The following is a 19,080-nucleotide window of genomic DNA, read 5'->3' as shown; positions in this document are numbered from 1 at the left end:
GTCCCGTGGTTGGTAACGCGCCAGCGATGCCCGCAGCGTCGTGCGGCATGTATTCCGCTTACACCCCAGCGGCGCGCTTCCAGAACGCCTGCACCAGCGGCGGCCATTTGCCGACACAGCCCAGCGCGCGACCACGGGCCAGGGTCAGGTGCATTTCGTCGTTGGAGAACAGGCGGTTGATCGCATCGAAGCTGTAAGCGGCGATGTGGTTGTCGCTGCGCCGTTCGCGTGCCCAGCGCTGCAGGCGCTGCGGCGACAGCCGCGGCTGGCCCCGACGCTCGGCGGACGGCGCCAGCCACTGCTGCAGGGCGGCGACATCGCGCAGCCCCAGGTTCACGCCCTGCCCGGCCAGCGGATGCACCACATGTGCGGCATCGCCCAGCGCCAGCACGCGGCCGGCCACATAGTGACGGGCCAGCTGACGGCGCAGCGGGAACGCCGCACGCGGCGAGGCCAGCCGCAGTTCGCCCAGGCGTGCAGCGAAGGCGCGGGTCAGTTCCCGGTTGAACGCATCTTCGTCCAGCGCCAGCACGCGTGCTGCCTCGTCTTCAGGCAGGGTCCAGACGATCGAACTGCGGCGCTCGGCCACCGGCAGCAACGCCAGCGGGCCGCTCGGCAGGAAGCGCTGCCAGGCGGTGGCCTGGTTCGGCAGTTCACTGTCGACATAGGCCACCACGCCACGCTGGTGGTAGTCGTGCTTTTCAACTTCGATCCCGGCCAGCTGGCGCAGGGTCGACTCGGCACCGTCGGCGGCCACCGCCAACGCCGCTTCCAGGCGGCGACCGTCATCCAGGCGCAGGCGCACGCCGTCTTCATCCTGTTCCAGCGCTTCCACCCGTGCCGGGCAGTGCAGCTGCACGCCCGCCGCCGGCAACGCCGCCCACAGGCGGTCCTGCAGCAGGCCGTTCTCGACGATGTAGCCCAGTTCGCGCCGGCCGAAGCGATCGGCGTCGAACAGCAGATCTTCGCCACCGGCCGCATCCCACACCTGCATGCGCCGGTAGGGCCAGGCGCGGGCCTGCGCGATCGCCGGCCACACGCCCAGGCGGTTCAACAGCTGCACGTTGTCAGCAGCGAAGGCGAACACGCGCAGGTCCGGCTGTGCGGCCTGCCACGGCGCCGGCTCACGGCCTTCCACCAGCGCAACCGACAGGCCGGCATCGGCCAGCGCCAGCGCACACGCGGCACCGACCACGCCTCCACCGACGATGGCCACATCAAGGCGCGTGCGCCGGCTCATGCGGCTTCTCCACGGCACAGACGTGGCACGTCGCCACGGAAGCCCATCGCGCCACCGACCAGCATCGACTGCACCGACGCGCGTTGCGCGGCCACCAGGCCGAGGCTGCGCAGCGGCCGCATCAGCGGCGCCGGGTTGCTGGTCAGGCGCGCCAGGCCACCGGAGAACGCCACCGTCTGCCGGCGATCTTCCTCGCGGCGCGCGACATAGGCCTGCAGCAGTGCATCGCTGCCGGCATCCTCATGCGCATCCTCCAGCAGCTCGGCCAGGGTCAGCGCATCGCGCAGGCCCAGGTTGAAGCCCTGTGCACCCAGCGGATGAATGGTCTGCGCGGCATTGCCCAGCAGCACCGTGCGTTCACCGGCCAGCGCGCGCGCCAGTACCTGGATGAGCGGATAAGCACTGCGTGGGCCGGATTCGAGCAGGCGGCCGGCACGCCAGCCGATCGCGTTCTGCAGGCGTTGCAGCCAGGCCACATCGTCCAGCGCCATCACCGCATCGGCGTGGTCGCGCGCTACGCCATGCACGGTGCCGAAGTGACGATCGCCACGCGGCAGCAGGGCCGTCGGGCCGGTATCGGTGAACCGCTCCCAGGCCGTGCCGTCCGGCGTGCGCTGGCTGCGCACGCGGGCCACGAACAGGGTCTGCTGGAAATCATGGCGGTCGACCTCGATGCCCAGCGCGCCACGCACGCCGCTGGTGGTGCCATCGGCCCCCACCACCAGACGTGCCAGCAGCACGCGTTCACCCGCCTCGTCAGCCACCCGCACCTGGCGGTAGCCGTCGACCACCTCGCCCAGCCCCAGGAACCGCATTGGCCGGTAACGGCGCAGGCGCGGCAGCTCCTGAAGCCGCGCTTCCAGCGCCTGGCCGAAATCGCGCGCGACCACCACCTGGCCGAACCACGGCCTGTCGTAATCGGCCGCTTCGAGCTGCACACGGCCGAAATCGCCGGCACGACTGACATGGATGCGCCGGATCGGGCCCGGTGCCATCGCCAGCTTCTGCATCACCCCCAGCGCGGTCAGCGCATTGACGGTGGCAGCGGCGAAACTGAGATTGCGCTGGTCGAACACCGCCGGCAGCTCGCCGGCCGGGCTGGCCTCGAGCAGGCCCACGTCGCGGCCCAGGCGGTCCAGGGCAATGGCCAGGCTGGCACCGACCAGGCCACCACCGACGATCAGCACGTCATGTCGTTCACTCATGTGTTCATGATACGCGCTCGTCCCGACTGCAGGCCGAACGGGCGGTACCTGCGCCAACCCGCGCGGCGGGCTAGAATGAAACCTGAATCCGCTCCGGGCCCCCGCCATGTCCGATACCGCCAACCGCGCCTTCGTCCTGTCCGTACTCGTACTGCTGCTGGCGGCGACCCGGGTCAACCACTTCGCGGCCATTCCGGATGCCTCCTGGGCCGTTTTCTTCATCGGTGGCTTCTACCTGGCCCGCTGGACGCGCTGGGCGTTCCCGCTGCTGATGGTGTTCGCCGTACTGGTCGACTGGATCGTGATCCGCAGCAGCGGCCTGGATTTCTGGCAGCACTACTGCGTGTCGCCGGGCTACTGGCTGCTGCTGCCGGCCTACTTCTCTTTGTGGGCCGGCGGCATGCTGCTGGGCCGCAACTACCAGAGCGCGCGCTGGCCGGTACTGGCCAAGGGCGCACTGCTGCTGGTCGCCTCGGTGGCGGTCTGCCACCTGCTGGCACAGGGCGGCTTCTACTGGTCCAGCCGCAACGTGGCCGAGCCGACCCTGGCCGGCTGGGCACAGAACTACGCGCAGTGGTTCGGGCCCTACCTGCGCACCACGGCGATCTATGTGGCGCTGGCCGCCGCCCTGCAGCTGGCCGTGGAGCAGGTGTTGAAGCTCCAGCAGGCCCGCCGCGACATCCGCCACTGAGCCGCGCCATGGGTCATCGCCTCTCGCGCATCTACACCCGCACCGGCGACGACGGCAGTACCGGCCTTGGCGACGGCCAGCGCGTGGCCAAGGATGACGCCCGCGTGGCGTCCTTCGGCACCGTCGACGAGGCCAACGCCGCGCTCGGCCTGCTGCTGGCCGCACCCCTGCCCGAGGATGTGCGCGCGCTGGTGGTGCATCTGCAGCACCAGCTGTTCGACCTGGGCGCCGAACTGTGCATCCCCGGCCACGCCGCGATCCATGCCGCCGACGTTTCGGCCCTGGAACAGCAGCTGGACCATTACAACGCCGACCTGCCGATGCTGAAGGAATTCATCCTGCCAGCCGGTGGCGAAGCCGCCGCGCGCTGCCATCTGGCCCGCACCATCGTCCGCCGCGCCGAGCGCGAAACGGTCACCCTGGCCCGCCACGAAGCCGTGCGCAGCGAGGCGCTGCAGTACCTCAACCGGCTGTCGGACCTGCTGTTCGTGCTGGCCCGGGTGCTGGCCCGCGCCGATGGCCAGGGCGAAGCGCTGTGGCAACCGCAGCAGCGCCAGCGCTGAGTCGGCACGATGCTGGTCTATACCCACCCGTCCTGCCTGCTGCATGACCCCGGTCCCGGCCATCCCGAATGCCCGCAACGCCTGCAGCATGTGCTGGACGCGCTGCACGCGGCCTTCCCCGGCCAGCTGGACTGGCGCGAAGCGCCGCCGGCCAAGTTCGGCGAACTGACCCGGGTCCACGACAGCGCCCTGCTCGACTTCGTGCTGCAGCCGCAGACCGCGCCGTTGCGCCAGCTGGACATGGACACCTGGACCTCGCCCGGCTCGGCCAGCGCCGCCGTGCACGCCGCCGGTGCCGGTGTGGCCGCAGTCGATGCGGTGATGCTGGGTGAGGACCCGCTGGCCTTCTGCGCGGTGCGCCCGCCGGGCCACCACGCCACCAGCAGCACGGCGATGGGCTTCTGCCTGTTGAACAACATCGCCATCGCCGCCGCCTATGCCCGCGACCGCCATGGCCTGGAGCGGATCGCGGTGGTCGATTTCGACGTGCACCACGGCAATGGCACCCAGGACATCTTCCAGCACGATGCCCGGGTCTCGTACTACAGCACCCACCAGGCCGGGCTGTTTCCCAATTCCGGCCTGCGCCGCGACCGCGGTGCCGGCAACCTGATGAACATCCTGCTGCCGCCGGGCAGCGGCGGCTTCCGCTTCCGCAACGTCTGGGCCGACGAGATGCTGCCGGCCATCGACGACTTCCGCCCGCAGCTGCTGCTGATCTCGGCCGGCTTCGACGCCCACCTGCGTGATCCGCAGGCGGACCTGATGCTGGAGACCGACGATTTCGCCTGGATCACCCGTGAACTGCACGCGCTGGCACGCCGTCACGCGGCCGGCCGGGTGGTCTCGATGCTGGAGGGAGGCTACGACCTGCAGGCCCTGGCCGAATGCAGCGTGGCCCATGTCCAGGCCCTGATCACACCCTCTGCGGGTGGCTCCGCCGGATGAACCCGAACCGGCAGGCTTCGGCGCCCTTCATTGCCCCTATGCAAGGGATGGGGCAAGCTACCGTCCGTTTTCGCCCGAATCCGAACCGCGTGCGCCGAGCCCTCCGCCTGCTTCCCCTGCCTCTGAGCATCGCCATCAGCCTGCCGGCGATGGCCGATGATAAGCCGCTCAACTGGGGCCTGTGCCCGGCCACCGACGTCATTCCCGCATTCACCGACGCCCCCACCCCGGTCCCGGCCCAGGACAAGGCTGCCGCCGCGGCCGCCCGCGAGAACCAGCCGACCGACATCGAAGGTGACCAGCTGCTGGGCACCACCACCGTGCCGCAGTACGAGGGCAACGTGGCGCTGCGCCGGGGTGACCAGTTCGTCGGTACCGACAAGCTCAGCTTCGACACCGAGACCGGCAACTACATCGCCGACGGCAATGTCCGCTACCAGGACGGGTCGATCCGGATGGTCGCCAAGCGTGCCGAAGGCAACCAGGAAAGCGACACCCACAAGATCTCCGACATCAAGTACCAGCTGGTGTCACGCCGGGGCAACGGCGATGCCGAGTCGGTCGACCTGCAGGGCGCGGTCGGCCAGATGCACCGCTCCACCTACACCACCTGCGACCCGTCGCAGCCGGTATGGAAGCTGTCGGCGCCGCAGATCGAAGTGGACAACGACGAAGGCTTCGGCACGGCCCGCAACGCGGTGCTGCGCATCGGCAAGGTGCCGGTGCTGTGGGCGCCCTACTTCAAGTTCCCGATCGATGACCGCCGCAAGACCGGCCTGCTGTTCCCGCAGCTGGGCATGTCCGGCCGCAACGGTTTCGATTACGCGCAGCCGATCTACTTCAATCTGGCGCCGAACTACGATGACACCCTGACCCCGCGCTACATGAGCCGGCGCGGCCTGCTGCTCGACAACGAGTTCCGCTACCTCTACAACGGCGGCCGTGGCGAGGTGCTGACCAGCTACATGCCCAGCGACAAGCTGCGCGACCGCGACCGCGGCCGGGTGATGTTCGACGGCTACCACAACGTGAACAGCCACTGGCAGGCCCGCGCCAACCTGGCCTGGGTGAGCGACGAGCGTTATGTCGAGGACTTCGCCAACCGCCTGGTGGGCGTGACCGCCTCCAACCTGCAGAGCACCATCGGCCTGTACGGCACCGGCCAGAACTGGACGGCCGGCATCATGGCCGACCGCTGGCAGCTGACCGACTACACCCTCGACGAGCGCGCCCTGCCCTACAACCGCGAGCCACGCCTGTTCTTCAACTGGAACAAGCCGGTGCTGCCGTGGCTGGAAACCGGCATCTACACCGAAGCGGTGCGCTTCACCCACGACGACGTCAACTTCAAGTACGGACCGGACCGGGGCACGGATCTGCAGTACACGCGGAACGGCATCCAGCAGACATCCGGTCTTGGCATCAGTGGTGGCTCGCGCCTGGACGTGAAGCCGTACGTATCGTTCCCGATCAGTGGCGCGGCCTGGTACATCACCCCGACCCTGGCCTACCGCTATACGGCCTACCAGCTGGACCGCGGCCTGGTCGACGGCGTCAACGGCATCCAGGCCCAGATCCTGCGCTCGCAGGGCATCGACCCGGCCACGGCCACCCCGGAACAGCTGCGCGGCAATACATCGCCCAGCCGCAGCCTGCCGATCGGCAGCCTTGATGCCGGCCTGTTCTTCGATCGCGAGACGTCGATCGGTGGCAAGTCATTCCTGCAGACCCTGGAGCCGCGCCTGTTCTACCTGCGCACGCCCTATCGCAACCAGGACGAGCTGCCGATCTTCGACACCCGTGACTTCACCTTCAGCTGGGGCCAGCTGTTCCGCGACTCGCGCTATACCGGCGCCGACCGCCAGAACGATGCCAACCAGCTGACCCTGGCACTGGGCACCCGCTTCATCGACCAGACCACCGGCAAGGAACGCTTCTCGGCCGCGATCGGCCAGATCCAGTACTTCGACGAATCGCGGGTCAGCACCACGCCGGGCGGCGCACCGGTGGAGAAGGGCAAGTCGGCCTGGATCGCCGACGGCAACTACATGATCAACGACCGCTGGACCCTGGGCGCCACCTACCAGTGGGACCCGAAGTACAAGCGCGAGGATCTGGCCAGCGTCCGCGCCCGCTATCTGATGCCCAACGATGGCGTGATCAACCTCAGCTACCGCTACCGCATCAACGCTGGCGCGCCGGCGACCGCCAACAAGCATGACCGGACCCTGCTGGAGCAGGCCGACCTGTCGTTCCTGTACCCGCTGAACGCGCGCTGGAGCCTGGTGGGCCGGTATTACTACTCGCTGCAGGACAAGGAACCGCTGGAGATCATCGCCGGCGTGCAGTGGGACAGCTGCTGCCTGGCGGTACGTGCGGTGGCCCGCCGCTACGTGCGCAACCGCGAAGGCGACATGAACAATTCCTTCCAGCTGGAGTTCGTGCTCAAGGGCCTCAGCTCCATCGGCCAGGACACGGACCGTACGCTGCGCCGTGCTATCCTCGGCTACAACCGCGACGACCTCTATCTCGTGCCGCCCAGCAACACCGGGGCGACCCGGGATGACTACGATCCGAATCAGATCCCATGACCAAGCGCTTCCCCGTTCTTCTCGCCTCCCTGCTGGCGGTGTCCAGCGTGTCCGCCCCCCTGCAGGTGCTCGCGCAGGAGGCGCAGCCGTTGGACCGCATCGCCGCCGTCGTCGACGAGGATGTGATCCTGCAGAGCGAGCTCCAGCGTGCGATCGCCAACATCAAGGCGCAGTACGCCGGCCGTGAAAACCAGCTGCCGCCGGAAGACGTGCTCAGCCGCCAGGTGCTCGAGCGCCTGGTGCTGGTCAAGCTGCAGGTAGCCCGCGCCCAGGGCAGCGGCATCCGCGTCAGCGACCAGGAGCTGAACCAGGCGATGAATGCCATCGCCCAGCAGAACGGCTCGAACCTGGATGCACTGCGCCAGCGCCTGGCTCACGACGGCATCGACTTCAACGATTTCCGCGCTTCGGTGCGCGATGAAATCACCGTGCAGCGCCTGCGCCAGAGCTTCGCGCAGAGCCGCATCAGTGTCAGCGAGGGCGAAGTCGACGCCGCCCTGAAGCAGCAGGCCACGGTGGGCAACCAGTACCACCTGGCGCACATCCTGATCGCCCTGCCCGACGGCTCCAACGCCGACCAGATCGCCACCGGCCAGAAGAAGGCTGAAGGCGTGAAGGCCCTGTTGGACAAGGGTGAGCTGGACTTCAACGCGGCCGCCGTGCGTTATTCGGACAGCCCCAACGCGCTGGAAGGCGGCGACCTGGGCTGGCGCAGCCTGGATGAAATCCCGCAGGCCTTCGCGCAGATGATGGAAAAGATGAAGCCCGGCGAAGTGGTCGGCCCGATCCGCGGCCCCAGCGGTTTCCAGCTGCTGAAGCTGGTGGAAGTGCGTGATGCCAGCGCCGCCAGCGGTGGTGAGCACACGGTCACCGAGTACCACGGCCGCCACATCCTGGTGCGCGTGGACGATCACCAGAGCGACGCTGCCGCCAAGGCCAAGATCGATACCCTGCGCGCCCGCATCGCCGGTGGCGCGGACTTCGAGACCGTGGCCAAGGAGTCCTCCGAGGACAACAACAGCAAGGGCCAGGGCGGCGATCTGGGCTGGTTCCCGGCCGACGCGTTCGGTCCGGCGTTCGGCCAGCAGGTATCCGGCATCCAGGATGGCGGCGTCAGCCAGCCGTTCCGCACCGATGCCGGCTGGCACATCGTGCAGCGCGTGGGCACCCGCCAGACCGACGTGACCACCGACAACCAGCGTGCCCAGGTCCGCGAGACCATCGGCCGCCGCAAGCTGGAAGACGAGTACAACCGCTTCCTGCAGGAACTGCGTGGCGAAGCCTACGTCAGCTTCCGCAGCGGCGACCGCGCGGAAAACACCGCCACGCCGCCGCAGTCCTGACCGATGCGTCCCGAGCTCGCTCTGGTACCGGGCGAGCCCGCCGGGATCGGCCCGGAGCTGTGTGTCCGCCTCGTCCAGCAGCCGCGTGAAGATTGCCGGCTGCTGGCCTTCGCCGACCCGGATACCCTGCGCGCGGCCGCCGCCGCGCTGAACCTGCCCCTGCAACTGCTGCCCGAGGACGCCGAAGCACGCGTCCCCGGCGATCTGCGTGTGCGCGTTGTGGCCAATACCGTGCCCAGCCACTTCGGCCAGGCCAACCCGGCCAATGCCGGTGCCGTCATCGCTGCCCTGCTCGGTGCTGGCCAGGCCTGCCTGTCCGGCGAACTGCACGGCGTGGTCACCGGCCCGGTGCACAAGGCGGTCATCAACGAAGGCGGCATCGCCTACAGTGGGACCACCGAACTGCTGGCCGACCAGGCCGGGGTGAAGGTGGTGATGATGCTGGCCAACCACATCGTCCGCGTGGCCTTGGCCACTACCCACCTGCCACTGCGCGAGGTGGCCGACGCGATCACCGCGCCCCGCCTGGAACACACCCTGCGCACCGTGCATGCCGCCCTGCGCCGCGAGTTCGGCCTGCCTGCGCCGCGCATCGCCGTGCTCGGCCTGAATCCGCACGCCGGCGAAGACGGCCATCTGGGTCGTGAGGAGCTGGACCTGATCATTCCGCTGCTGCAGCGCCTGCGCGCCGAGGGCATGGACCTGATCGGGCCGCTGCCGGCCGATACCGCCTTCCTGCCGGCCAAGCTGGCGGGCTTCGACACCGTGCTGGCGATGTACCACGACCAGGGCCTGCCGGTGCTGAAGTATTCGGGCTTCGAGCAGGCGGTGAACCTGACCCTGGGCCTGCCCTACCCGCGCGTGGCGGTGGACCATGGCACGGCACTGGATCTGGCCGGGCGCGGCATTGCCGATCCTTCCAGCCTGCAGGCGGCCACGACGTTGTGTGCGCAGCTTGCGCGGCAACGTACACTGAGCGCATGAATTCCCCGCATTCCCCCTCCGGCCCGGTGTTCACCGCCCCGGCCAAGAAGCAGCTTGGCCAGCATTTCCTGGCCGACCGCCACTACATCGACAAGATCGTGATGGCGGTCAACCCGAAAGACGGTGACCGCCTGGTCGAGATCGGTCCCGGCCAGGGCGCGATCACCCTGCCGCTGCTGCGCGTGCATCCGAAACTGACGGTGATCGAGTTCGACCGCGACCTGATCGCGCCGCTGACCGCCGCCGCCGAGCCGCTGGGCGAGCTGACCATCGTCCACCGCGACGTGCTGCGCGTGGACTTCACCGAGCTGGCTGCCGGCCAGCCGATCCGCCTGGTCGGCAACCTGCCCTACAACATCTCCTCGCCGATCCTGTTCCATGCACTGGAACATGCCGCGGTGATCCGCGACATGCACTTCATGCTGCAGAAGGAAGTGGTCGACCGCATGGCCGCCGGCCCCGGCAGCAAGGTGTACGGCCGGCTCAGCGTGATGCTGCAGGCCTACTGCCAGGTGACCTCGCTGTTCGTGGTGCCGCCGGGCGCGTTCCGGCCGCCGCCGAAGGTCGATTCGGCCGTGGTGCGGCTGGTGCCGCGTGACCCGGCCACGATCAACATCAACGACCACAAGCGTTTCGCCGAGGTGGTCAAGGCCGCCTTCGGGCAGCGCCGCAAGACCCTGCGCAACGCCCTGAACAACGTGGTGTCCGCCGAACAGTTCGTTGCCGCCGGCGTGCGTCCCGATGCCCGCGCCGAACAGCTGGACGTGGCCGAATTCATCGCCTTGGCCAATGCCTCCTGATTACACTGCCGGTATGGAAGACGCTGACGTTTATGCCATCTCCGTCGAAGTCGCACCGCGCTTCCTCGACGATCAATCCGCGCCGGAAGACGGGCGCTATGCGTTCGCCTACACGATCCGCATCCACAACCAAGGACGTGTTGCCGCGCGCCTGGTCGCACGCCACTGGCGCATCACCGATGCCAACGGCCGCGTCGAGCATGTCGACGGCGACGGGGTGATCGGCGAGCAGCCGCGCCTGCGTCCCGGTGAAGACTTCCATTACACGTCCGGTGTCATGCTGGGGACCGATCACGGGACCATGCAGGGCCACTACGACATGGTCGCCGACGACGGCACCGAATTTGCCGCGCCGGTCGCACCTTTCGTGCTGGCCATCCCGCGTACCCTGCACTGACACGGAGGCCGAACGATGAGTGTGTGGGCGATCGGCGACCTGCAGGGCTGCTATGACGTCACCCAGCGACTGCTGGAAAAGATCCGCTTCGACCCGGCGCAGGACACCCTGTGGTTCTGCGGCGACCTGGTCAACCGTGGCGGCCAGTCGCTGGAAACGCTGCGGCTGGTGCATTCGCTGCGCGAGCACAGCATTGTGGTGCTCGGAAACCATGATCTTTCGCTGCTGGCCGTCGGTGCGCGCACCGAAGAGGAACAGCGCAAGGTCAACCCGGACCTGCTGCGCATCGTGCAGGCCGAGGACCGCGACGAACTGCTGGACTGGCTGCGCCTGCAGAAGCTGGTGCACGTGGACCGCGAGCTGGGCTGGATGATGGTGCATGCCGGCCTGGCGCCGAAGTGGACCACGCAGATGGCCGAGAAGCATGCGGCCGAAGTCGAGGTGCAGCTGCACGGCGCCGGTTACCGCAAGCTGTTCCGCAACATGTATGGCGACAAGCCGAGCTGGGCCCCCAACCTGTCCGGCTACGACCGCTCGCGCGCGATCATCAATGTGCTCACCCGCATGCGCTACTGCACCCCGCGTGGGCGCATCGGCATCGAGGACAAGGGCACGCCGGGCACGCAGGAACAGGGGCTGTATCCCTGGTTCGAAGTGCCGGGCCGGGTCGAGCGCGACCTCAAGGTCGTCTGCGGCCACTGGTCGGCGCTGGGCCTGACCATCACCCAGGGCGTGCACGCCATCGACACCGGCGCGGTCTGGGGCGGCAAGCTGACCGCGATCCAGCTCGATACCGACGAACTGCGCGTGGTACAGGTGCCGGGCCGCGATGTACCCGCCCCCGTGCCCAACGCCCGCCCGCCAGCACGCCCGGCGCACGAGCGCCCGGCTGCGTCGGCGCAGGGCAAGGAACAGGGCGGCGGTAACGCTCCGGCCGCCAACCCGGGCAATCGCGGCCCGCGCCGTCGTCGTCGCCGTGGTGGCGGTGGTGGTGGCTCCGCGGGCCCCGGCAACAGTAGTCCCCCGCCGCAGGCATGACGCGGCGCGGCTGGGCACCATGGATGGTGCTGCTGACGCTGGCCCTGGCCAGCGGCTGCCAGCCCACTTCGGCCCCGGCCCCCACCGGCGGCGGAAACGCCGGTCACACGCCATCGCAACCGCAGGCGCCTTCGCCGCCGCTGGTGGCTGCAGCGCGCGCGCAGATCGGCGTCACCACCCGCTACGACCCTGCCTATCAGGTGCTGGCCTATCCCGGCGGAGACGTTCCGGTTGATCGCGGCGTGTGCACCGACGTGGTGGTGCGCGCCCTGCGCAGCCAGGGCCTGGACCTGCAGGCGCAGGTGCATGAAGACATGCGCGGCAACTTCAGTGCCTATCCGGCGATCTGGGGCCTGTCACGACCGGATCGCAACATCGATCATCGCCGCGTACCGAACCTGATGCGCTGGTTCGAACGGCAGGGCTGGCAGCAGCCGATCACGGCCCTCGCCGCCGACTACGCGGCCGGCGACATCGTCGCCTGGAAGCTCAACGGCAACGGCCTGCTGCACGTGGGCATCGTCTCCGACCGGCAATTGGCCGACGGCACACCGCTGGTGCTGCACAACATCGCGCGCGGCACGCGCGAAGAGAATCTGCTGTTCCAGCATGCCATCATCGGGCATTACCGGAGGCCGTAGGCAATCCTGTAATCCGAGCCATGCTCGGCTCCCCGATGTGTCCGCCGACAGCAGTCGAGCATGGCTCGACGCTACAGGGGCGTTGCGACGATCAGCGGCGCACGTAGTGCACGAAGCGGAACGCGTAGGCATGGCGTTCGTCGGCCGTGTGCAGCTCGCTGCTCACTTCCCGCCAGTCCCGCACGTCCACTTCGGGGAAATGGGTATCGGCGGGGACTTCGGCATCCACCCAGGTCAGGTACAGGTCACTGGCCTGGTCCAGCAGCTGGTGGAAGATCTCGCCGCCACCGATGATGCACAGCTCGCTGGCGCCCTCGTCTTCGGCAATCGCCTTCGCCTCGTCCAGCGACGCCACCGCCCGCATGCCCTCGAACGGCACCTGGCCGCTGCGGGTCAGCACCAGGTTGGTCCGCCCCGGCAGCACGCGGCCGATCGACTCGGCCGTCTTGCGCCCCATCAGGATCGGCTTGCCCAGGGTGAGCGCCTTGAAGTGCCTGAAATCATCCGGCAGGTGCCAGGGCATGGCATTGCCCTGGCCGATGCCACGGTTGCGATCCAGCGCCACGATCATCGACAGCTTCATTGCTACCACCTCCTCAGCTGGCGTCGATCTGCAGGCGTTCGCAGGCAGCGTTGGCGGCACTGGCGGCCTGCAGCGCCGCTGCCAGCTCGGGGCTGGACGTGGACTGCTCATCCAGGCCATCGAGGATCTTCTGCTTCTGCGCCTCTTCGATATCCTTCAGCCCCGGTCCTGACAGGATGTCTGCCGACAACGCGGCAGTGTCGGTGCTGGCACGACGTGCCAGAAATGCCTGCAACTGGTCACTGGAATAGACGGTGGCAAGCTGCTGCTCGAGTGTGCGCTGATAGGCCGGATCCTCGACACCCGCCTTCAGGTGCTCGGTCATCGCCGTGTACATGCCGGTTACCGCCTCACGCATCTGCGCCCGGCAGCCTTCCGGCACATCCTGGGGCATCATCGTGCTGCCGTTGAAGGCCCCGGCGAACGCCTGCACTTCCTCGCGCATGTGCTTGTGCACGATCTGCTCGTTGACCTGCCGGGCCAGCGACAGCGTATCGGCCGGTCCGGCCTGCACCATGGCCAGCGGCAACATGCCGCACAGCGCCAGCAGGCCGCTGGAAATCAATCGGGAACTCATACCGCCACCGGCGCCTTGATCGCCGGGTGCGGATCGTAGCCATCGATGCGGATATCGTCGAACTGGAAGCCGAACAGATCGGTCACCTCCGGGTTCAACCACAGCGTCGGCAGCGCGCGCGGTTCACGCGACAGCTGCTCGCGCGCCTGCTCGAAGTGGTTCGAATACAGGTGCGCATCGCCCAGCGTATGCACGAAATCACCCACGCCCAGGCCGGTGGCCTGCGCCACCATGTGAGTCAACAGCGCATAGCTGGCGATGTTGAACGGCACGCCGAGGAAGATGTCGCCGCTGCGCTGGTACAGCTGGCAGCTGAGCTTGCCGTCCACCACGTAGAACTGGAACAGGTTGTGGCACGGCATCAGCGCCATCTGCGAAAGCTCGCCCACGTTCCAAGCGCTGACCACCAGCCGGCGCGAATCGGGATTGCGCTTGATCTCGTCCACCAGCCACTGCATCTGGTCGATCTCGCCGCCATCGGCGGTGGCCCAGCTGCGCCACTGCTTTCCGTAGACCGGGCCGAGGTCGCCGTTCGCATCGGCCCACTCGTCCCAGATCCGCACCTGGTTGTCCTTCAGGTAGCCGATGTTGGTGTCGCCCTTCAGGAACCACAGCAGCTCATGGATGATCGAGCGCAGGTGCAGTTTCTTGGTGGTGACCAGCGGGAAGCCTTCGTTGAGGTCGAAGCGCATCTGCCAGCCGAACACGCTGCGGGTGCCGGTACCGGTACGGTCGCTCTTCTCGGCACCGTGTTCGAGCACGTGCGCCAGCAGGTCCAGGTAGGGCTTCATGCCTTGCCCTCGGTGGCCACCGGCAGCTGCGGCTGCAGCACCGGTGCGCGGCGCGACATCACCAGCAGCACCAGGCCGAAGGCGATCAGCGGCAGGCTGAGGATCTGGCCGCGGGTCAACCAGTCGAAGGCCACGTAAATGCCGTTGTCGGGCATGCGCACGAACTCGACTGCGAAGCGGAACAGGCCGTACAACAGCGCGAACAGGCCACCGACCAGATAGCGATGGCGCGGCTTGGCCGACACCGTCCACAGCACCACGAACATCACCAGGCCTTCCAGGAATGCTTCATACAGCTGCGAGGGATGCCGTGCGAACTGGTTCAACGCGCCGGTCGCGAACTGCGCCTGCAGGGTCGCGTGGTCGAGCTGGTTCAGCGGCGCCGGCAGGCCGGACGGGAACACCACGCCCCACGTGCCGTCGGTGTACTTGCCCCACAGCTCGGCGCCGATGAAGTTGCCGATGCGGCCGAAGCCCAGGCCCAGCGGCACCAGCGGCGCCATGAAATCCATGGTGTCGAAGAAGTGCAGCGCGTGCTTGCGCGACCACCACCAGCAGGCACCCAGGACGCCCAGCAGGCCACCGTGGAAGCTCATGCCACCGTCCCACACCTTGAACAGCAGCAGCGGGTTGTGCAGGAAATCGCCCAGCGCGTAGAACAGCATGTAGCCGATGCGCCCGCCCAGCACCACGCCGAGCATGGCGTAGAACAGCAGGTCGGAGAAACCATTGGCATCGACGCCCGGCAGGCGCCCGGCGGCGATGCGCTTGCGGCCCAGCAGCCAGGCGGCGGTGAAGCCGAGCAGGTACATGATGCCGTACCAGTGCACCTTGATCGGCCCCAGCGAGAGGGCGATGGGGTCGATGTCGTGGAAATAGATCATGGAAGGTGCCTTGCGGTTGAACGCCTATTCTCGGGCCAGTGCCGCCCCGGCTCAACCAAGGAGCTGGGGCGAGTTCGGCAACGCGTCATCGTTCGACCGCGTCGAGGCCGGAAAGTGCCCTTCGATCAGGCTGGAGACCTCGTCGATGGCATCCTGCAGCGCTTCCACCGGATGGGAGCCACGCAGGCCCTCGCGCAGGTGGGTGCAGACCCGCTGCCACTGCGCCGGGCTGACCCGGCCGTGCAGGCCCCGGTCGGCGACGATCTCGATGGCGTGGTCAGCCAGCAGCAGGTAGATCAGCACGCCATTGTTATGGGTGGTATCCCAGGTGCGCAGACGGGCGAAGGCATGTTCGGCGGCCTGGCGCGGGCTGACCCTGTGCCACAGCGCGGCCAGCGGCAGGTCCGCTTCCACCGCGAACATCACCTGCCCGCCGTGGCGCTGCTCACCGGCCGCGATGGCCTCGGTGATCGCCTGCAGCGTGGCCGGCGGGAACGCGCGCCGTACCGACGGCGAAAACACATGACGACACAGTCGTTGGATCATCACCAGCCCCCCGAAGCACCGCCACCGCCGGAGCGGCCACCACCACCGCCCCAGCCGCCGCCACCGCCAAAGCCGCCTCCGCCGCCCCAGCTGCCACCGCCCCAGCCACCGCCACCGGCAAAGCGGCCCGGGTGGCCTGAGAGCATGGCCACGATCAGGCCCACGATGCCCGCCAGGCCACTGGCCAGCAGCGTGGACGTGAACAGGAACGCCGCCAGGGCTGCACCGGCACCGCCGAGCACGCCACGCAGCGGACGCGGCACCCGCGAGAACACGCCGCGCAGGATGCTGCCGGCGAACACACCGATGAACAGCGCCAGGAACCAGGTATCACCGCCACCGCTGGGATCACGCCCGCGATGGCCGCTGACCGGTGCCGGCAGCGTTTCGCCGTCGATCAGCTTGACCAGCACCGCCGTGGCGTCGGTGATGCCACCGGCGTAGTCGCCGCTGCGGAAGCGCGGCACCAGGTATTCCTGGATGACCCGGTTGGCGATGGCATCGGGAATCGCGCCTTCCAGGCCGTAGCCGGGTTCGATGCGCACGCGCCGGTCATCCTTGGCCACTACCAGCAGCACGCCGTCATCCACGCCCTTGCGGCCAATCTGCCACTGGTCGAAGACGCGCGTGGTGTACTGCGCGATGTCTTCCGGCTGGGTGGTGGGCACCACCAGCACCTGCAGCTGGCTGCCCTTGCGCTGCTGCAGTTCCATCGCCTGCTGCACCAGCGCCTGCTTCTGCGTGGCATCCAGCGTGCCGGTGGTATCGACCACCGGCGAATCCAGCGCAGGAACCGGCGCCAGCTGCTGCGCCTGCGAGGCCAGCGGCAGCCACAGCAGCAGGGCCAGCAGCGCAGTGGCAAGGCGCATGGGTCAGTGGCCCGGCTGCGGTGCCGGCTGCTGCTGCGGCGCGTTGCCGAAATCGACCGCCGGCGCGTTGGAGATCTGCGCTTCGTTTTCCACGGTGAAGTTCGGCTTGGTCTTGTAGCCGAAGATCTTGGCGGTGATCACCTGTGGGAACGAGCGGATGTAGGTGTTGTAGTCCTGCACCTGCTGGATGTAACGGCCGCGGGCGACGGTGACCCGGTTCTCGGTACCTTCCAGCTGCGCCTGCAGGTCGCGGAAGTTCTGGTTGGACTTCAGCTCCGGATAGTTCTCGGTGACCACGAGCAGCCGCGACAGCGCGCTGCCGAGTTCGCCCTGGGCCTGCTGGAACTGCTTGAGCGAGGCTTCGTCGTCGGCATTGACGTTGATCTGGCCGACACGCGAACGGGCGTTGGTGACCTCGGTCAGCACGCGCTCTTCCTGGCTGGCGAAGCCCTTCACGGTCTGCACCAGGTTGGGCACCAGGTCGGCGCGGCGCTTGTACTGGTTGATGACCTCCGACCAGCTGGCCTTGACCGCTTCATCCTTCTGCTGGATGGCGTTGTAGCCACAGCCGGAGAGCAGGGAGGCCAGCAGCATCAGGGGCAGGACACGGGTGAACAGGCGCATGGCGGAGGTTCCGGGTGGGCTTGGCGCCGAGCATGCCATGGTTCGGGTGAAAGACCGGCCATCGGGCGCCGCCCCCTCCGCGGTGGCCATGCTCATGGATCGCGTGAGTAGTCCGGGCGGGTGGGCATGGCGGGGGACGCCGTGAATCCGTCCCTGGAGGCTTAGCCGCGCCATCCATGGCGCGGATACCCCCGCCACGCCCACCCGCCCGGCCTCATACGGTTTCCTGCCCACCGCGGGAAGATCAAAAGAAAAATCAAAAGCAAAACGCGGTTCTTCAGGCATTCGTGTCGACCAAGGTCGACACCTACCAGAGCGGGACGCCGTTCCGACAGATCGCGGAAAACTGTCGAAGGCGGGGTGGGTCAGTTTGCGGGGGCGTGAGCGCCATGGATGGCGCGACCGAGCCTACACGGACGTACTTGCGGCGTCCCCCGCAAACTGACCCACCCCGCCATCCCACGGATAGCCCGTTTTTGACGTTGACGTTGCCTCGGCGGGTGCAGGGCGCAGCCCTGCCGGAAACTCTCCCCCCCTCAGCAGGCCTCAGCCACCGCAGTGCGAGGACGCCCCAGCCATGCCAGCACCAAACCGGATGCCGCCAGCAGGCCACCGGCCACCGGAATTGCCGCGTAGCCCAGGCCCGAACTGATCACCGCACCGCCCAGCGCCGCACCCACGGCATTGCCCAGGTTGAACGCACCCACGTTGATCGACGATGCCAGACCCGGCGCCTCGCTGGCCGCCTGCATCACCCGGATCTGCAGCGGCGGCACGATCGCAAAGGTTGCCGCGCCGAACAGCAGCACGCCCAGCGCCGCAGTAGCATGGTGCATGAAGGCCAACGGCAGCACGAACATCAGCACCGCCAAAGCGGCCAACAGGATGCGGGTGGCGCCATCCAGCGACCAGTCAGCCATGCGCCCGCCGATGCCGTTGCCGAAGGTGAAGCCGATACCGATCAGGGCCAGCGACATCGCAATGAAGGCGTTGGAGGCACCGGTCAACTCGGTCAGCACCGGCGCCACGTAGGTGTAGAGGGTGAACATCGCGCCCGCGCCGAGGACCGTGGTGCCCATCGCCAGCAACACCTGCGGCTGCACGATCGCCTTCAGTTCGCGACGCACGTCCGGGCGCGGACCCGGCGCAGACGCCGGCAGCGCGAAGCCCAGCGCGGTGATCGCGACCAGGCCCAGCACCGCCGTACCGGCGAAGGACAGGCGCCAGCCCAATTGCTGGCCCACCCAGGTGGCCAGCGGCACGCCGCCAATGTTGGCGATGGTCAGGCCCATGAACATGGTGGCCACGGCAGCAGCCTGCTTGTCCTTAGGCACAAGGCTGGCGGCGACCACCGCACCGATGCCGAAGAAGGCACCGTGATTGAGGCTGGTGACCAGACGCGACAGCAGCAGCAGGCCGTAGTTCGGGGCCAGTGCCGAGAGCAGGTTGCCAACCACGAAAATCGACATCAGCAGCATCAGCGCGGTGCGCTTGCCGAACCGTCCCATCAGCAGCGTCATCACCGGGGCCCCCAGCATCACGCCCACGGCGTAGGCGGTGATCAGCATGCCGGCGGTGGGAATGCCCACGCCCACGCCGTCGGCGATGACTGGCAACAGGCCCATCGGCGCAAACTCGGTGGTTCCGATGGCGAAGGCGCCGACGGCAAGCGCCAGCAAGGCGGCTCTGGAATTCATGGGAGGGTTTCCTGGGGGCGGGAATCGGGAGTGCGTAGCCTGCGCGCTCTGCTGTTCCGGATTAAGCC

General features: G+C 68.0%; 19 protein-coding genes and 1 pseudogene. 10 read left to right on the top strand and 10 right to left on the bottom strand.

What is annotated here, in order from left to right; translation table 11 throughout:
- Positions 1-58: 58 nt before the first annotated feature.
- Both ACW5IY_RS03405 and ubiH read right to left on the bottom strand, forming a co-directional pair.
- Positions 59-1,240 (bottom strand): UbiH/UbiF family hydroxylase, encoded by a 1,182-nt coding sequence (locus tag ACW5IY_RS03405; RefSeq protein WP_049435569.1) that lies wholly within the window; start codon positions 1,238-1,240, stop codon positions 59-61.
- Complete coding sequence (ubiH, locus tag ACW5IY_RS03400; RefSeq protein WP_049435570.1) at positions 1,237-2,445, bottom strand: 2-octaprenyl-6-methoxyphenyl hydroxylase; 1,209 nt, start codon at positions 2,443-2,445, stop codon at positions 1,237-1,239. Before ubiH ends, ACW5IY_RS03405 begins: the two co-directional genes overlap by 4 nt.
- A gap of 106 nt (positions 2,446-2,551) precedes the next feature.
- Between ubiH and ACW5IY_RS03395 the strand changes: the two genes are divergently transcribed.
- The 10 genes and pseudogenes from ACW5IY_RS03395 to ACW5IY_RS03350 all read left to right on the top strand — a co-directional run bounded on the left by ACW5IY_RS03395 (position 2,552) and on the right by ACW5IY_RS03350 (position 12,441).
- Positions 2,552-3,136, top strand: coding sequence for a hypothetical protein (locus ACW5IY_RS03395; protein WP_019338105.1), 585 nt, complete (start codon positions 2,552-2,554; stop codon positions 3,134-3,136).
- A gap of 8 nt (positions 3,137-3,144) precedes the next feature.
- On the top strand, positions 3,145-3,699 hold the full coding sequence (locus tag ACW5IY_RS03390; protein ID WP_043398096.1) for a cob(I)yrinic acid a,c-diamide adenosyltransferase: 555 nt from the start codon (positions 3,145-3,147) through the stop codon (positions 3,697-3,699).
- Between the two features lie 9 nt (positions 3,700-3,708).
- A complete protein-coding gene (locus tag ACW5IY_RS03385) occupies positions 3,709-4,647 on the top strand; it encodes a histone deacetylase family protein (RefSeq protein WP_019338104.1) in 939 nt (312 codons plus the stop codon).
- Between the two features lie 89 nt (positions 4,648-4,736).
- Positions 4,737-7,238 (top strand): LPS-assembly protein LptD, encoded by a 2,502-nt coding sequence (gene lptD / locus ACW5IY_RS03380; protein ID WP_010481829.1) that lies wholly within the window; start codon positions 4,737-4,739, stop codon positions 7,236-7,238.
- Positions 7,235-8,566: pseudogene (locus ACW5IY_RS03375) on the top strand (peptidylprolyl isomerase); the annotation flags it as partial. The gene lptD and the pseudogene ACW5IY_RS03375, both read left to right, overlap by 4 nt.
- Before the next feature lie 18 nt (positions 8,567-8,584).
- Complete coding sequence (gene pdxA / locus ACW5IY_RS03370) at positions 8,585-9,565, top strand: 4-hydroxythreonine-4-phosphate dehydrogenase PdxA (protein WP_043398088.1); 981 nt, start codon at positions 8,585-8,587, stop codon at positions 9,563-9,565.
- Positions 9,562-10,365, top strand: coding sequence for a 16S rRNA (adenine(1518)-N(6)/adenine(1519)-N(6))-dimethyltransferase RsmA (gene rsmA / locus ACW5IY_RS03365; RefSeq protein WP_005408139.1), 804 nt, complete (start codon positions 9,562-9,564; stop codon positions 10,363-10,365). Before pdxA ends, rsmA begins: the two co-directional genes overlap by 4 nt.
- A gap of 13 nt (positions 10,366-10,378) precedes the next feature.
- On the top strand, positions 10,379-10,762 hold the full coding sequence (apaG, locus tag ACW5IY_RS03360; protein WP_005412297.1) for a Co2+/Mg2+ efflux protein ApaG: 384 nt from the start codon (positions 10,379-10,381) through the stop codon (positions 10,760-10,762).
- A 15-nt stretch (positions 10,763-10,777) separates the two neighbouring features.
- Positions 10,778-11,800 (top strand): symmetrical bis(5'-nucleosyl)-tetraphosphatase, encoded by a 1,023-nt coding sequence (locus tag ACW5IY_RS03355; protein WP_049435573.1) that lies wholly within the window; start codon positions 10,778-10,780, stop codon positions 11,798-11,800.
- Entirely contained in the window at positions 11,797-12,441 is a 645-nt protein-coding gene (locus ACW5IY_RS03350; protein ID WP_049435574.1) for a DUF1287 domain-containing protein, read from the top strand. The genes ACW5IY_RS03355 and ACW5IY_RS03350 overlap by 4 nt, the downstream gene beginning before the upstream one ends.
- 91 nt (positions 12,442-12,532) lie before the next feature.
- Here ACW5IY_RS03350 and ACW5IY_RS03345 read toward each other — a convergent pair whose 3' ends face one another.
- The 8 genes from ACW5IY_RS03345 to ACW5IY_RS03310 form a co-directional block, all read right to left on the bottom strand.
- Positions 12,533-13,024 carry a dihydrofolate reductase gene (locus tag ACW5IY_RS03345; protein ID WP_049435575.1) on the bottom strand — a complete coding sequence of 164 codons (492 nt, stop codon included), beginning with the start codon at positions 13,022-13,024 and terminating at the stop codon, positions 12,533-12,535.
- Between the two features lie 13 nt (positions 13,025-13,037).
- The gene (locus ACW5IY_RS03340; protein ID WP_239682832.1) at positions 13,038-13,601 is read right to left on the bottom strand and encodes a hypothetical protein; all 564 of its coding nucleotides are present in this window, start codon (positions 13,599-13,601) and stop codon (positions 13,038-13,040) included.
- Positions 13,598-14,392, bottom strand: coding sequence for a thymidylate synthase (locus ACW5IY_RS03335; protein WP_049435577.1), 795 nt, complete (start codon positions 14,390-14,392; stop codon positions 13,598-13,600). Before ACW5IY_RS03335 ends, ACW5IY_RS03340 begins: the two co-directional genes overlap by 4 nt.
- On the bottom strand, positions 14,389-15,276 hold the full coding sequence (gene lgt / locus ACW5IY_RS03330) for a prolipoprotein diacylglyceryl transferase (protein ID WP_049435578.1): 888 nt from the start codon (positions 15,274-15,276) through the stop codon (positions 14,389-14,391). Before lgt ends, ACW5IY_RS03335 begins: the two co-directional genes overlap by 4 nt.
- 51 nt (positions 15,277-15,327) lie before the next feature.
- On the bottom strand, positions 15,328-15,822 hold the full coding sequence (locus ACW5IY_RS03325) for a TPM domain-containing protein (RefSeq protein WP_043398070.1): 495 nt from the start codon (positions 15,820-15,822) through the stop codon (positions 15,328-15,330).
- Entirely contained in the window at positions 15,822-16,691 is an 870-nt protein-coding gene (locus ACW5IY_RS03320) for a TPM domain-containing protein (protein WP_049435579.1), read from the bottom strand. Before ACW5IY_RS03320 ends, ACW5IY_RS03325 begins: the two co-directional genes overlap by 1 nt.
- A 3-nt stretch (positions 16,692-16,694) precedes the next feature.
- The gene (locus tag ACW5IY_RS03315) at positions 16,695-17,315 is read right to left on the bottom strand and encodes a LemA family protein (protein WP_043398066.1); all 621 of its coding nucleotides are present in this window, start codon (positions 17,313-17,315) and stop codon (positions 16,695-16,697) included.
- A gap of 536 nt (positions 17,316-17,851) precedes the next feature.
- Positions 17,852-19,012, bottom strand: coding sequence for an MFS transporter (locus ACW5IY_RS03310; RefSeq protein WP_049435580.1), 1,161 nt, complete (start codon positions 19,010-19,012; stop codon positions 17,852-17,854).
- Positions 19,013-19,080: the final 68 nt, after the last annotated feature.

The sequence above is a fragment of the Stenotrophomonas sp. C-A genome, assembly GCF_054030835.1.
This window is presented reverse-complemented; position numbering and strand designations above follow the sequence as displayed.

Coding starts and splice junctions, on each gene's coding strand:
- ACW5IY_RS03405 (WP_049435569.1), bottom strand. CDS start 1,240: ATGAGCCGGCGCACGCGCCTTGATGTGGCCATCGTCGGTGGAGGCGTG.
- ubiH (WP_049435570.1), bottom strand. CDS start 2,445: ATGAGTGAACGACATGACGTGCTGATCGTCGGTGGTGGCCTGGTCGGT.
- ACW5IY_RS03395 (WP_019338105.1), top strand. CDS start 2,552: ATGTCCGATACCGCCAACCGCGCCTTCGTCCTGTCCGTACTCGTACTG.
- ACW5IY_RS03390 (WP_043398096.1), top strand. CDS start 3,145: ATGGGTCATCGCCTCTCGCGCATCTACACCCGCACCGGCGACGACGGC.
- ACW5IY_RS03385 (WP_019338104.1), top strand. CDS start 3,709: ATGCTGGTCTATACCCACCCGTCCTGCCTGCTGCATGACCCCGGTCCC.
- pdxA (WP_043398088.1), top strand. CDS start 8,585: ATGCGTCCCGAGCTCGCTCTGGTACCGGGCGAGCCCGCCGGGATCGGC.
- rsmA (WP_005408139.1), top strand. CDS start 9,562: ATGAATTCCCCGCATTCCCCCTCCGGCCCGGTGTTCACCGCCCCGGCC.
- apaG (WP_005412297.1), top strand. CDS start 10,379: ATGGAAGACGCTGACGTTTATGCCATCTCCGTCGAAGTCGCACCGCGC.
- ACW5IY_RS03355 (WP_049435573.1), top strand. CDS start 10,778: ATGAGTGTGTGGGCGATCGGCGACCTGCAGGGCTGCTATGACGTCACC.
- ACW5IY_RS03350 (WP_049435574.1), top strand. CDS start 11,797: ATGACGCGGCGCGGCTGGGCACCATGGATGGTGCTGCTGACGCTGGCC.
- ACW5IY_RS03345 (WP_049435575.1), bottom strand. CDS start 13,024: ATGAAGCTGTCGATGATCGTGGCGCTGGATCGCAACCGTGGCATCGGC.
- ACW5IY_RS03340 (WP_239682832.1), bottom strand. CDS start 13,601: ATGAGTTCCCGATTGATTTCCAGCGGCCTGCTGGCGCTGTGCGGCATG.
- ACW5IY_RS03335 (WP_049435577.1), bottom strand. CDS start 14,392: ATGAAGCCCTACCTGGACCTGCTGGCGCACGTGCTCGAACACGGTGCC.
- lgt (WP_049435578.1), bottom strand. CDS start 15,276: ATGATCTATTTCCACGACATCGACCCCATCGCCCTCTCGCTGGGGCCG.
- ACW5IY_RS03325 (WP_043398070.1), bottom strand. CDS start 15,822: ATGATCCAACGACTGTGTCGTCATGTGTTTTCGCCGTCGGTACGGCGC.
- ACW5IY_RS03320 (WP_049435579.1), bottom strand. CDS start 16,691: ATGCGCCTTGCCACTGCGCTGCTGGCCCTGCTGCTGTGGCTGCCGCTG.
- ACW5IY_RS03315 (WP_043398066.1), bottom strand. CDS start 17,315: ATGCGCCTGTTCACCCGTGTCCTGCCCCTGATGCTGCTGGCCTCCCTG.
- ACW5IY_RS03310 (WP_049435580.1), bottom strand. CDS start 19,012: ATGAATTCCAGAGCCGCCTTGCTGGCGCTTGCCGTCGGCGCCTTCGCC.